The sequence below is a fragment of the Bacillus sp. UNC322MFChir4.1 genome, assembly GCF_000746135.1.
GTDB lineage: Bacteria > Bacillota > Bacilli > Bacillales > Bacillaceae_G > Bacillus_A.
Map to the genome: position 1 here is coordinate 27,627 of NZ_JQKQ01000013.1, position 13,459 is coordinate 41,085.

General features: G+C 34.4%; 11 protein-coding genes. 10 read left to right on the forward strand and 1 reads right to left on the reverse strand.

Annotated features, from left to right (window positions below; all coding sequences use genetic code 11):
* The first annotated feature begins 68 nt into the window (after positions 1-68).
* The 4 genes from BR72_RS06485 (at position 69) to BR72_RS06495 (ending at position 3,690) form a co-directional block, all read left to right on the forward strand.
* On the forward strand, positions 69-1,292 hold the full coding sequence (locus BR72_RS06485) for a cytochrome P450 family protein (protein ID WP_035431164.1): 1,224 nt from the start codon (positions 69-71) through the stop codon (positions 1,290-1,292).
* Between the two features lie 71 nt (positions 1,293-1,363).
* Entirely contained in the window at positions 1,364-1,519 is a 156-nt protein-coding gene (locus BR72_RS25355; RefSeq protein ID WP_081904805.1) for a DUF1540 domain-containing protein, read from the forward strand.
* Between the two features lie 564 nt (positions 1,520-2,083).
* Positions 2,084-2,677, forward strand: coding sequence for a TetR/AcrR family transcriptional regulator (locus tag BR72_RS06490; protein WP_035431167.1), 594 nt, complete (start codon positions 2,084-2,086; stop codon positions 2,675-2,677).
* A gap of 317 nt (positions 2,678-2,994) precedes the next feature.
* Positions 2,995-3,690, forward strand: a complete 696-nt coding sequence (locus tag BR72_RS06495; protein WP_051957241.1) for a YqeB family protein — start codon at positions 2,995-2,997, stop codon at positions 3,688-3,690.
* A 285-nt stretch (positions 3,691-3,975) separates the two neighbouring features.
* Here the strand turns inward: BR72_RS06495 and BR72_RS06500 are convergent, their stop codons facing one another.
* A complete protein-coding gene (locus BR72_RS06500) occupies positions 3,976-5,208 on the reverse strand; it encodes a cytochrome P450 family protein (protein WP_035431168.1) in 1,233 nt (410 codons plus the stop codon).
* A 466-nt stretch (positions 5,209-5,674) separates the two neighbouring features.
* Here BR72_RS06500 and BR72_RS06505 point away from each other — a divergent pair, with 466 nt between their 5' ends.
* From BR72_RS06505 to BR72_RS06530, 6 genes are all read left to right on the forward strand, one after another.
* On the forward strand, positions 5,675-6,529 hold the full coding sequence (locus BR72_RS06505; RefSeq protein WP_035431170.1) for a Cof-type HAD-IIB family hydrolase: 855 nt from the start codon (positions 5,675-5,677) through the stop codon (positions 6,527-6,529).
* A gap of 552 nt (positions 6,530-7,081) precedes the next feature.
* Positions 7,082-8,818: a PAS domain-containing sensor histidine kinase gene (locus BR72_RS06510; protein WP_035431172.1), complete on the forward strand. Its 1,737-nt coding sequence runs from the start codon at positions 7,082-7,084 to the stop codon at positions 8,816-8,818.
* Positions 8,819-9,317: 499 nt separating this feature from the next.
* Entirely contained in the window at positions 9,318-10,388 is a 1,071-nt protein-coding gene (locus BR72_RS06515) for a CHAP domain-containing protein (RefSeq protein WP_035431173.1), read from the forward strand.
* 420 nt (positions 10,389-10,808) lie between these two features.
* Positions 10,809-11,339 carry a hypothetical protein gene (locus BR72_RS06520; RefSeq protein WP_035431174.1) on the forward strand — a complete coding sequence of 177 codons (531 nt, stop codon included), beginning with the start codon at positions 10,809-10,811 and terminating at the stop codon, positions 11,337-11,339.
* An 11-nt stretch (positions 11,340-11,350) separates the two neighbouring features.
* Positions 11,351-12,025: a response regulator transcription factor gene (locus tag BR72_RS06525; protein WP_035431176.1), complete on the forward strand. Its 675-nt coding sequence runs from the start codon at positions 11,351-11,353 to the stop codon at positions 12,023-12,025.
* Positions 12,022-13,443 carry a sensor histidine kinase gene (locus BR72_RS06530; RefSeq protein ID WP_035431177.1) on the forward strand — a complete coding sequence of 474 codons (1,422 nt, stop codon included), beginning with the start codon at positions 12,022-12,024 and terminating at the stop codon, positions 13,441-13,443. The genes BR72_RS06525 and BR72_RS06530 overlap by 4 nt, the downstream gene beginning before the upstream one ends.
* Positions 13,444-13,459: the final 16 nt, after the last annotated feature.

Sequence of the window (13,459 nt, forward strand, 5' to 3'; positions counted from 1 at the left end):
GTCAATACGTTATAATGGTCATTAGGTGCAATGGTCACCAAATATTTCTAAAGGTGGAGGTTATCGGTATGTCTTCAAATAACGAAATGAATCGTAACACATTACCTGAGATCCAATTAACTTCGGCTGCGTTTAAGCATGAAGCATATGATATTTACAAAGAGTTACGTGCATCTCATCCTGTTTATCAGGTATATCCTAACGCATGGCTTATTACAAGATATGAAGATGCAGTAAGTTTATTAAAAGATACACGTTTACTGAAGGATGCTAAAAATGTATTTAGTAAAGAAGAGTTTGAGGCCTATTTTACATTAGAAAATGGAGAGTATTTGAGAAAACATATGTTGAGATCTGATCCACCTGACCATAGTCGCCTACGATCCCTTGTTCAAAAAGCGTTTACCCCGCAGATGATTTTACAGCTGAAAGATAACATTCAAGCCATTGCTAATACTTTATTAGACAAAATAGAACATCAGCACACTATAAACCTCGTAAATGATTATGCTTTTCCACTTCCAATTATTGTGATTAGCGAGATGCTTGGTATCCCTCAAGAAGACCGAGATAAATTTAGAATTTGGTCACATACGGTTATTGATTCTCCAGATACACTAGAAGCTATTCGAGAAACTGATAAAAAGTTAGGTGAATTCATTGATTATTTACGAGATTTAGTAGATAAAAAACGAGAAAATCCTTCAAATGATTTAGTGAGTGCATTAATACAAGCAGAAAGTGAAGGAACAAAATTAAGTGCCCCGGAATTAAATTCAATGATTATGCTGCTCATCGTCGCTGGACACGAAACAACTGTCAATTTAATCACCAATATGACTCTAGCATTGCTTGAACATCCTGATCAATTGCTACTTCTACGTCAAAATCCAGATTTGATTGACTCAGCAATTGAGGAGTCATTACGATTTTACAGTCCAGTTGAAATAACGACTATGCGCTGGGCAGCAGAATCATTTACATTGCATGGTCAAAATATTCATCCGAAAAATGAGGTTATTATTTCCTTAGCCTCTGCGAACCGCGATGAAAAGATATTTCCCAACGCTCATATTTTTGATATTACAAGAAAAAATAACCGTCATATCGCTTTTGGTCATGGTATTCATTTCTGCCTTGGTGCACCGCTTGCTCGTTTAGAAGCGAAAATTGCAATTCCTACTTTATTACATCGTATGCCCAATCTTAAATTAAAAGGAAAACGAGAAGATTTAAAATGGAGTGGTAATTATTTAATACGATCATTAGAAGAATTACCATTATCTTTCTAGGCGAATGGCTACGAAACAGTATGACACCTCTCGATGCTGTTTATACTAAACAAAAAAGGAGGTGTCATACTATGGCTCAAGATGTTCTTTGTGAAGTAAACAATTGCCAATATTGGGGAAATGGAAATAAGTGCAATGCGGAATCTATTTATGTAGTAAGTCATACAGGGAAACAAGCATCTGATAGTAAAGAAACAGATTGTAAAACATTTATACCAGAAGTTTAAGTCTTTAAGGGTAGCCCAATGTTGGTTACCCTTGTCTTATGTATATTATTGATAATAACAATCATTTTCATACTTTTTTACATACAAAGAAAACAAAAATTTTTGCTGCAATAAGGGGGTTCAGCTGAGATGCGTGTAAAACTAGGCTATATCGATCTATTTTTTATCAAATAATGTTTTTCATTAATATATGTAGCATAAATGTTCGTTTTTGTTACGTTTTGAATTTGAAAATATGAAATGTCTTAACCATTTCATTAGCTGTAAGGACACACCATATCATTTCGGGAGTTTTGTGCGTTATTCAATGTTCAATTAATGGTTGGGTTTTATCTTTCTGAATATGTGATGATCCTTGAAGAACACTGCCACAGTAAGTTTTACAATTTTTCTAGTATGATGACCCCTTGTAGTGGTCGTAAAGGTTCTAAAGATGCAATTTCATTATAAAATTAGATTTGACAATGAAAAGGAAAAATCATACAATTTAATTAATTGAACGATCAATCAAAAAAATGAACGTTTAATTAAAAACGGTGAATAATTTATAAGGTGGTGATTCTTATGGAAGACAGACAATCTTTTATAACAGAAGCAAGAAGAGAACAAATAATGAAGGCCGCTATTGAAGTTTTAAGAGAAGTTGGGTATGTAAGTACAAGTTTGTCGAAAATAGCAAAAAAAGCAAACATAAGTACAGGGTTAATTTCTTATCACTTTTCTGGTAAAGAAGATTTGATGAACAATACTTTAATGTATTTAGTTGAAAAAGAATGGTTATTTATCCATGCAAGGGTTGGGCAAAAACAAACATCTATAGAAAAATTAAAAGCATTTATCGAAGCAAGTTTAGCTTATCAGGTTATAAACCGAACAAATAATATCGCTTTAATTGAAATAGTTTTTAATGCACGAACACCAGATCATATTCCTTATTATTTACTAGAAGACGATGAAGAAGGTTTAGTAAAGGGGTTATTACAAGAAATTCTCTTACAAGGACAGGAATCAAAAGAATTTGGAGGTTTTAATGTTCAAGTGACAGCAACTATTATTCAAGGTTCGATAGCGGAATCTTTGATATCCTCCCAAAATAAAATGAGTTTGGAAGATTATAGTGAAGAATTGATAAAAAGCATATTGAAAATAGTTAAATAATGAAAACAAACAATCATTTATATATACAAGTTGAAAAAACGACATAAAATCCCTTTCTTTTTAGGAGGGGGCGAGAGCATCTGGCCGTGCATAGAAGCGGTCAGGGCCTTCTCCTGCCACATGCGAGGTTTCAAACAAAGGGAGAAAGCAAGTAGCGGTCATGTTGGATTCTGCATAGCCGCTGGAGCTGGATCATAAAGAAAAGCGGAGCCGATTGTTTATGAGGTAGAGCTAGACAAAGATGTCGAAAAATTAAAATGGATTTATATCATTACAAAATATTGTTTATAACGAATCTAATAGGAAGGATAGGTATTATGATAGAGAGAGAAACATTTCTTGGACATAGTAAGTTCGAAAAAGCAATTATTGTTTTAGTGCCCATGATATTAGGTGGTTTGATTGGTTGGTTTCTTCCCATCATTGCCAACTGGATACTAAAACTTCCAGTAGTTCCAATGGAAAAGTTAATTTTACTCATTACATTCTTTAACAGCTTATGGGTTTCAAGTGTTGCCACCGTTATTGGAACAATAGCAGGTTTATTAGTAGGCTTTATTATTTTAAATGAGAGTCTCGAAGTCACAATTTCCTACAATAATTTACAATTAAAATTTGGAGAAAAAATAGATGTCATTGAGAAACAGGACATTCTAGCAATCTATATAGAAAATAAGCATTTAATTATTCTTGGACAAAAGAGTAACGAATTATATAGAGAAGTAATTGATGTGAAGAAGGATACTGTACGAGAAGCTTTTAATAAGTACCAATATCCATGGAATGAGACTGATCCATTTGGTAGCCAATATCAGCGATGGGTTTTAGGACATACTGATTTTCCCGAAAAAATGAATGTATTACTTTATGCTAGAGATCGTGCATTGAAAGAAAAGAAAAAGGCAGATATCAAATATCTACGAGAAGATTTAGCTCAGTTAGGAGCTGTCATTAGAGATGAAAGAAATGGTCAGTACGTGAGACTTGCCCAAAATGCTAATGATGATATTTAATATTTAATTCACTTTAGGTAAGACGGGCTTCTACACGCCTTAGAAAATTGAGTAGTAACAAACTTTATTTCAAAGTTCACCAATCCAACATTCTGATATAATCAAACTCTTTCATAAAAAGCACATCTATATAACAAAGAACAGAACTCATTTTAATCAATATTTGTTCAAAATGAGTTCTGTTCCTTTTAGTTGAAATCAACATGTATATGATGCTTTCGATCCATCTTTATTCCAATCCAATAGCTAATTCGACCATCATGGGTACTAATGTCGCATCACAGGTTAGAAAACCACTGGTAGATTTGCAAGAGAACGGAATTTGCTATAGTTATAAATCAGTTGATCCGGTTCGATTGCTAGGCGAAGCTTAGGAAACCGCTGTAACAATGTCCCAAATGCAATTTGTCCTTCTAGACGCGCTAGCGGAGCTCCCAAACAGTGGTGTATACCAGTGCCAAATGCTAAATGATTATTTTCCTTCCGTGTAATATTCAATGTTTCTGGAGAAGGGAATTTCTGTGGATCAATATTTGCGGCAGCTAGAGAGAACAGAACTAATTCGCCTTTGCGAATCTTTTTTCCATGTATTATCATATCTTCACCAGCAAAACGGTTAGCAATCATAATTGGACCAGCATAGCGCAATAGTTCGTCGACGGCGGAAGGGAGTAGGGAAGGATTATGCCGCAGTAAATTCATTTGTTCAGGATGTTGAAGCAACGCCAGTACGCCATTACCGATTAGATTGACTGTCGTTTCATGTCCGGCAATAATGAGCAGCCAGATTGTCGAAAGAAGCTCGTTCTTACTTAATTTGTCTTCTTGCTCTTGCGCTTGAACTAGTGCGCTCATCAAATCATCATCAGGATTTAGGCGCTTTTCGTTCAGCAAAACTTCGATGTAATGAATAAACTTTTCGAGTGTTGCAGTAACTGCAGTCACCTGACGAGGGTCCAGAGCAGCGTTCATGAGTTCTTGTGTCCATTCGCGAAACTGGTTTCGATCAGCTGCGGGAATCCCGAGCATCTCTGAAATGACAATAAGAGGGAGAGGATAAGCAAAATCCACAATAATATCCATCTTTCCTTGTTCCTGTACAGCAGCCAACAATTCGTCGGCAATTTGCTGAATACGGGGACGAAGGTTCTCGATTATACACGGTGTAAAGGCTTTAGAGACTAGCCGACGTAGGCGCGTATGATCAGGAGGATCTACCGTAAGCATATTTGGCATATTCATCATCCATTCAAACAATTTACTCACAGATGTATTCTCCTCAATGGATGTCTGCTTATCATGGGGCGGTGTGAATTTTCGCAAATCTTTGAGGAAACGGGGGTCTTTTAGTATAGTAACAACATCATCATAGTGCAATGCGACCCATGCCCCTCCCATGCCATAAAAGTCATCAAGGTAAAAAAGACGCTCTTGTTGCTCGATGAGGTTTTTATAGAACATAATCGGATTACGCATAGTTTCCGGCGAGTTAAAATCGCCAATAGTGATTTTTTTCATTCGTTTCCTCCTTGTCAGTATAACTAGTGAATAATATGGCGTTCATACTCCTCTTTAACGTACAGCTCTATGACCGTAAAACGATTCAGCGAATTCTTAGATGTAATCAAATGACTATATTTCTTTTCAAGAGCAAAGAAAACAATTCCTTCTTTTTCAACTTAAATAGGAGAAAAAGCAAACACGTATCTTGGCTGAATCCCAATAAAGTGAAACTTCCATCAGTGGGGGTTTTCTTCATCCCCCACTGATGGTTAGTTGAACCAATCGGGCTTTTACGGGCAGTTATCCCCCACCTATCTTCTTCGTTTCTCTCTTAACCTTGAGGTGGGGGTCTTACTGCCCGTTAATGCGGGATAAATGTTTTCTCTTGACCTGAAATGCGTTTCATACATTATAACTAATATGTTGCACATGAGAACGATATCATTTATCGCATATATAGAAACGAAAGTAGGAGACAGTGATGAAACTTATCGCAATTGATTTAGATGGAACGCTTCTTACATCAAAGAAAGTAATTAGTGAAGAAAATATAGCAGCTATTAAGGAGTGTCAAGAAAAAGGGCATGTTGTAGCTATTTGTACAGGGCGCTCTATGACAGATGTTCAAAAGCTTTTGGAAGAAACAAATTTACAATGTCCAATTATTGCAGAAAATGGTGCGATTTTGTATTTGGATAATGAAATGTTGCAACGATATCCAATTACAAATGGACATGCAGAAGAAATCGTTGATTATTTAGAAGAAAAAAATATATCTTACCAATTGTATACAGATCAAGGTGTATATATTCCAGAATACGGAGAAAAAATCATTCAACTTGAGATGGATTTTATCATTAACTCGGATATGCATGTTGATGAAGAAGAACTGAAACAAATCGCAGCATTATATTTACAGCATACTGAAACGAAAACAATCGAAAGTTGCAAACCGCTATTTTCAGAGCCAGTTCATATTCATAAAATTCTCCCATTCTCGTATCAAAGGGAAAAATTAAAATTATTAAAGAAGCAATTCATAGATAACGAGGAGCTATCGATTACGGCATCTTACTGGCACAATCTAGAGATAAATCATATTCATGCTCAAAAAGGGAACGGCTTATATACACTAGCAAATCATTTAGGAATATTAAAAGAACACACCGTTGCAATCGGTGATGGTTTAAATGATATGTCTATGATGGAAAAGGCAAATATATCAATTGCAATGGGGAATGCAGTGGAAGAGATTCAAGTACTTTGTCGTTACAAAACACTTTCAAATAATGATCACGGTGTTGCTCATGCACTTCGCTATTATGTTATTGGATGAACTTAATTTGCTATTTAGACCACGGCCTAAAAGTGTTAAAAAAGCAAAGAAGATATGAGCAGAAAATTGTTCTTATAAGCTCAATTATTTAAACTTCATACTATATAAATGCAAATGAAAAAACGACATAAAAACCCTCTTTCTTTGTAGGCGGGCAAGGCCTTTTTCTACCACATACAAGGTTTAAAACAAAAGGAGAAAGCAGGGAGTGCAGGTCATGTCGTATTCTGCATAGCAGCGACTTATAAAGAAAAGTGGAGCCGACTGTTTAGGAGGCAGAGCTAGACAAAGATGTCGAAAAGTTAAAATGAATATATAGTGAAACACGCAAAAAAGAACAAAATATGTCGAAATTTGTTCTTTTTTGTGTGTTTTTATCCACTTTTCTTCTCTATCGTATTGAAAAATAAAAAAATTCCTAAATCACACTATTTTTCTATGTACCTTGATGAATTTAATTCGTATAATGGAAAAGTTGAGTAAATTTACAAATTAAACACAATTGAAAAATCAATATATACATGTGAATTACAGATATAGGAGTTGGCGGATATGTATCGGCTTACAGAACTTATTGATATACAAGAAATACAAACAATGGCAGAACAATTTTATTTTTTAACACATATTTCACATCAGCTTCTTGATTGCGATCAAGAGACAATATTTCATTACGGCACACAATCCAATGACACAAATTTACATACAAAAATTCATATCCCGATTATAATCAATGAACACGCTATTGGTGATTTTATCATTTTTTCTCCACAAGATCATATTGATTCTTGTACAATATATTTCAAATCTCTTGTAGCACTTATGACTAATATAGGAATGAATAAATTGCAACAACTTCAAAAGAAGCGATCAATACCTACTGAAAATTTATATACTATTTTACAAAACATGCCTGTGATGGTTGATGCATTTGCTGAAGAAGGTACGTTTTCGATATGGAATCGAGAATGTGAACTCGTAACAGGGTATAGTGCAGCTGAAATTGTTAACAATCCTCACGCATTAGAACTGCTTTATCCTGATGAAGGATATCGAAATCAAGCGCTAAATGAATTTTTCGTTCGTGGTAAAAACTTTCGTGATTGGGAAATGACGCTTACTTGTAAAAATGGTGATAAGAAAACGATTATGTGGTCAAATCTATCAGAAGAATTCCCTGTTCCTGGGTATAGCCACTGGGCAATTGGTGTCGATATTACACATCGAAAAAAGATTGAAGAAGAGCTCATCCAAAAATCCTCAGAGTTAGAACTAATCTTTAAAGCACTTCCAGATTTATGCTTTTTAATAGATCTAGATGGAATAATTTTTGATTATAAGGCTGGTTGTTCAGAGAAATTTTATATGCCTACTGAACAATTTATGGGCAAAAGTTTTCAAGAGGTTTTACCTTCTGATGCTGCCGAGCAATTACATGAAGCAATTATAAAGGTACAAGAAAATAATTCTATAGAAGTTGTAGACTACTCCTTACCGATGCATGATAGTGTGTATTATTTTGAAGCACGATGTTTACCGCTTTTAACAGATACAATTATGATTCTTGTTCGTGATATTACAGAACGAAAAAAGACAGCTGAACTATTGAATAAATCAGATACATTAGCCGCAGTTAGTCAACTTGCTGCAGGAGTTGCACACGAAGTACGAAATCCGTTAACTGTCATTAAAGGATTTATACAATTACTACAAATTCAAATGAGTAATGATACAGATTATTTTCCACTTATGATTTCTGAAATTGAACGCATTGAATCTATTATTCATGAGTTTTTATCGATTGCAAAACCGGAAATTATTTCTTTTGAAAAAAAGAACCTTTGTTTTATATTAGAAAATGTTGTGTCATTAATTAACACAAAGGCAATTATGACAAATATTCATATCACATTCCAAACGGATCCTCAATTCTTATATATAGATTGTTGCGAAAAACAGTTAAAACAAGTATTTATAAACGTTCTACAAAATTCTATTGAAGCAATGCCAAACGGAGGAAAGATCATAATTACTGCCAAGAAGACAAGCGATACTGAGGTAATGATTTGTATTTCCGATGAGGGAGTAGGTATTCCGGAAGAAAGAATTATAAAACTTGGAGAACCTTTTTATAGCACAAAAGAAAAAGGGACAGGAATTGGCTTAATGATTAGTTATAAAATTATTGAACGTCATCAAGGCAGAATTTTTATAACGAGTAAGGTTGGAGTAGGGACTTCAGTGAAAATCTACTTACCAATTTCTCAAACTTATATAAATGCAAATTAAAAAAACGACATAAAAATCACTTTTTTAAGGGAGGACGAGAGCGTATGGCCGTGTATTGAAGTGGTCAGCGCCTTTTCCTGCCACCTGCCACATTCGGGATTTAAAACAAAGAGAAAAAACATGTGCAAGTGATGTAAAACAATACTTATAATTAACTCCTCTAATTTTTGTCCATGCCAGGATACTTACATATTTTCGAACTCTATTTCTTCCTGGGGTACAGACCCATGTCCATCAAGCTAAGAAATCAAGTTGCCCCATCACCATCAAGTTAAGAAATCACGTCACCAAAAAAAAAAAAGCTAGCCTACGATAAAATTTAATTTATCAGAAGTGAATAACTAGGCTTTATTTCTCCCTCTAGATGGCCATTAAAGTGCTATTAGCCAAAATAAAAATGGATGTTGTGCTAAAATTAATGTGAGATTGTGAAAATTTGTACTTAAACCAAAGGTCAATTTTGGTCAAGAAATAAAGTGGAATAGGAGTGGGATAAGCTGTGAAAAGTTCAAGACACAGGCTTGAAAGTATTCGTGTACTTGTTAATGAAATACTTGATTTGGACAGCGGAGTTAACAGGCAAAAAGCTTATGCTCAACTTAATGGAGTATCATCTTTCGCTTCGATGCTTGCAATGAAGAGAGGATTAGAAACAGAAATTGCGGCTATCACAGGTTTGCTTCACAACTATTATTTCTATAAAACTGGTATCAGTTATTTTCCGGGTATTAATAGCGCTGAAACCGTTAGACCTATCATAAGAGATTTAAATATTTTTTCTAAGGATGAACAACTTACCATTCTTCAGGCAATATTCTACCAGAATCAGCGTGGGAAAGTCCACGGTCCATACGATGAATTAATCAAAGATGCTATTATGCTCAATAATTTCTTTCAGAACTTGGATCACACCGTATCTCATATGGATGTTCAAAGATTTCATAATGTATTTGGTGAATTATCCATTCCAAAGGACCAATTTGAAGAAGTAGTTCCAACCAATCATAATGAAAAGATTACAAAAAACGAAAATGATAAACGAAGCTTGTTGGCCGATATTTCAGAAGAACTAGCAAGTCAAAACATTATTGGTATTCCGGAAAATAAACTGTATACGGAAATTTGCCATTATTGGCCTGATCCAGATATATATAAAGTACTCCAAGGGAATTGGTGTGCAGCATTCGTATACCATTGCTGTATGCAGGCAGGAATTTTGCTGCCGATACGTTATCCAAACGGTAATTATCGACTAGCTGGTGTAGGTGCTATATTTGAGTGGGCTCTACTGCCCGAAACTGGATTTTTTTATTATGATGACCAGAACTTTAGACCACAACGCGGCGATATAGTTATTTATGAAAAACTTTTATCAAATAATTCTCACGACCATATTGGAATTGTCCTTGATCGCGAAGACCAGGAAATTCTTGTCGCAGAAGGGAACGGAGATAATGAGAACTATTCAAGCGTATTTCGTAGGTGTAGGGATCGCAACATTCTAGGCTATATTCGAATCGACAATGAATACGAATTTCATTTCGATGGTGACTATAATCCTATCATTTAAATTCTGTGCACCAATAGTTTATTAATATGTAAGTTTGATATTTCTCCCTTCTTATCAAACTAACGAGCGTTAGAAAAAAATAATTATTTAAAAATACAAAATATTCAAAATGAAGAAAGGAATATAAAACTCTGATTTTTCTATTTACTGTAGAAAAATCAAGGTTTTTAACCTCTGAAAAATAGCTTAGCGTGGGTCTTATGTCAAAAAGATGGTATTAACATTTTTAAAATCATTGGTTTCTATATCGAAATTTACTTAACGTGTTTTTTTCGATTCGTGTCTGTACCCCTTCTTTAAGAACTGATTATGCATTTTCTCATCTAATTTTAATCTTCCTTTCATCGTCTTTTCCATTTTTATGGCTAGAATATAAACGAACAATCACTTTCCATAATTACTGAAGGAGGGGGGATTGAATTGTCAAAAAATTTATTAAATCAAATTTTTCATCTGTCCATAAAAATTATAGGGACTTGTATTATTGCATTTGGTGTTACAATGTTAGTTTTGGATTTTATGTTAGGGAATCAAATAGCATTAAAAGGTCTGAATAAAAATCTTGGATCCCTCGCAGAATATGGAGCAATTGCAGCAGGTTCCTTATGGTTATTTCGTAATATTTGGTTGTTTTTGCATAAGAGGAAAGTAATAGTTGCCAAATACACAAAAGAACTTTATATGTTATTAAAGCGGTATCATATGTTTATCGGGTATGCGGTTTTTGCGGTTTCTGTTAGTCATGGGATATATTTTTTAATAGTAGGTAGCCGTCATATGACTCTTATTTATAGTGGCATTTTCACTTTAATAGGATTAATTTTTCTTGTCATAGCTGGTATACTTTTAGACAGACTGAAAGATAAGAAAAAATATGTAACGTATCGTAAAGCTCATCAAATTGTGGCTATTATATTTGGAATTGGATTACTTGTTCACCTTGTTGTATAGGAGTGAAAATATTGCAACGTATTTTAATTATTGAAGATGAAGAAAGTTTAGCGGAATTTTTAGAGTTAGAACTAAAGTATGAAGGATATGCAGTAGACGTTGTGTATGATGGAAGAAAAGGGTTAGAAACGGCTCTTGAACATAATTATGACATCATTCTTCTTGATTTAATGCTTCCAAGTCTTAATGGAATAGAAGTATGTCGCCGATTACGTGCAACAAAGGAAACACCGATTATTATGTTAACAGCTCGTGATAGTATTATGGATCGTGTAACCGGATTAGATAGCGGTGCAGATGATTATTTACCAAAGCCTTTTGCCATTGAAGAACTATTAGCAAGAATGCGTGTGATTTTGAGACGAAATCAAAAAGAAGAGCATAAAAATAAACTTCTTTTAAGATTTAAAGATTTAGAACTTGATGTAGAGTCTCGAACCTTACACAAAACAGCAGAGATAATTGAGTTAACAAATAAAGAATTTGAGTTACTTATGATGTTTATGAAAAATGTTAATCGCGTTTTGACAAGAGACATGCTTTTAGAGCAAGTCTGGGGATACAATGCAGTCGTAGAGACGAATATAGTAGACGTATATGTTCGTTATTTACGTAATAAATTGAATAGCCATGACAAAGAAAACTATATTCAAACTGTCAGAGGCGTAGGATATGTGATGCGATGATGAACCAAATTAAAAATCGCATCCGAAACTTACCTGTAAAGTGGAAATTAACACTATGGTCCAGCACATTATTATTTGTCTTATTTTCTTTATATAGTATTTTTCAATATGTCATTATTGACCACTGGACGCTTGATTATGAAAAAAAACAAATAAACAGGCAAGTAACAGAAATTGAAGCTTATTTTAAGAATGGTAATGCAAGTTTTTCCGCAGATACGATTGAAAACAGCAAGGATTTTCTTTCAACTATAAATGATAAACATCAAATGATTCGAATTTTGGATGCAAAAGGAAAGATACTGGTTACTGTTTCACGTGACTTTAATCCGAATTTAGTTGTGCCCAAATACGTCAATGAATCTGAAACTTCTATGACAAGGCATTATGAAGATAGAATATTTGTACAGCGCACACCGATTACAACCCATACTTTTACTGGTACAATTGAAGTTGGACAAAATTTTGAAGCTTTTGATCATTTAATGAAGCTTATTTTTCTCGTTATGATAGCTGCTGGTATCGGCGGATTGCTACTTAGCTTTTTAGGCGGTACCATTCTTGCGAAGCAACTTCTACTAAGTGTGCAAGCTATTACAGATACGATGAATAAAATTAAGACAAACGGATTAAAAGAAAGGGTACCAATTCACGAAAACAATGATGAATTTGCCAAGCTCGGATTGCTTTTTAATGAGCTAATGGACAACTTAGAAACATCCTTTGTACAACAAAAACAATTTGTTGAAGATGCATCGCATGAATTACGTACACCACTTGCGATTATACAAGGACATCTCTCTATGTTAAATCGTTGGGGAAAAAATGACCCTGCAATCTTACAAAAATCGTTAGATTCTAGTTTAAAAGAAGTAGATCGTCTGAATAAGCTTGTATCAGAGTTGTTAGAATTATCCCGAGCAGAATCAGAACAAATGTATTCTATCGCAGCCGAGCCTGTACATGCAGATTCAGTAATAGAACAAGTTATACAAAATTTCGAATTGCTGCATGCGGACTTTCACTTTGATAGACAATTACACGCGAATCATGCATGTGTTTCTATTCCTGCTTCTTACCTTGAACAAATTTTAGTCATTATAGTTGATAATGCGATCAAATATACAAAAGAACATGAAAAATACATTTGCTTGCAAAGCGCGGTAGAAGAAGAAAAAATTAAGATCACCATTACAGATCGAGGAGTCGGAATACCAGAGTCTGATTTACCATATGTACTAAATCGTTTTTACCGAGTCGACAAAGCAAGAAGTCGAAAACAAGGCGGAAATGGATTAGGACTTTCCATCGCAAAGCGCCTTGTAGAAAAGTACAATGGACATATTATAATAAACAGCAAAGAACAAGAAGGGTCGACTGTTACCTTATTGTTTAATTGTCTTAAAAGCGAGAAGTAGATTATATACTTCTCGC

Excerpts from the sequence above, each read along its gene's own strand:
- BR72_RS06510 (WP_035431172.1), top strand. The coding sequence starts at position 7,082 with ATGTATCGGCTTACAGAACTTATTGATATACAAGAAATACAAACAATG.
- BR72_RS06485 (WP_035431164.1), top strand. The coding sequence starts at position 69 with ATGTCTTCAAATAACGAAATGAATCGTAACACATTACCTGAGATCCAA.
- BR72_RS06495 (WP_051957241.1), top strand. The coding sequence starts at position 2,995 with ATGATAGAGAGAGAAACATTTCTTGGACATAGTAAGTTCGAAAAAGCA.
- BR72_RS06500 (WP_035431168.1), bottom strand. The coding sequence starts at position 5,208 with ATGAAAAAAATCACTATTGGCGATTTTAACTCGCCGGAAACTATGCGT.
- BR72_RS06505 (WP_035431170.1), top strand. The coding sequence starts at position 5,675 with ATGAAACTTATCGCAATTGATTTAGATGGAACGCTTCTTACATCAAAG.
- BR72_RS06530 (WP_035431177.1), top strand. The coding sequence starts at position 12,022 with ATGATGAACCAAATTAAAAATCGCATCCGAAACTTACCTGTAAAGTGG.
- BR72_RS25355 (WP_081904805.1), top strand. The coding sequence starts at position 1,364 with ATGGCTCAAGATGTTCTTTGTGAAGTAAACAATTGCCAATATTGGGGA.
- BR72_RS06490 (WP_035431167.1), top strand. The coding sequence starts at position 2,084 with ATGGAAGACAGACAATCTTTTATAACAGAAGCAAGAAGAGAACAAATA.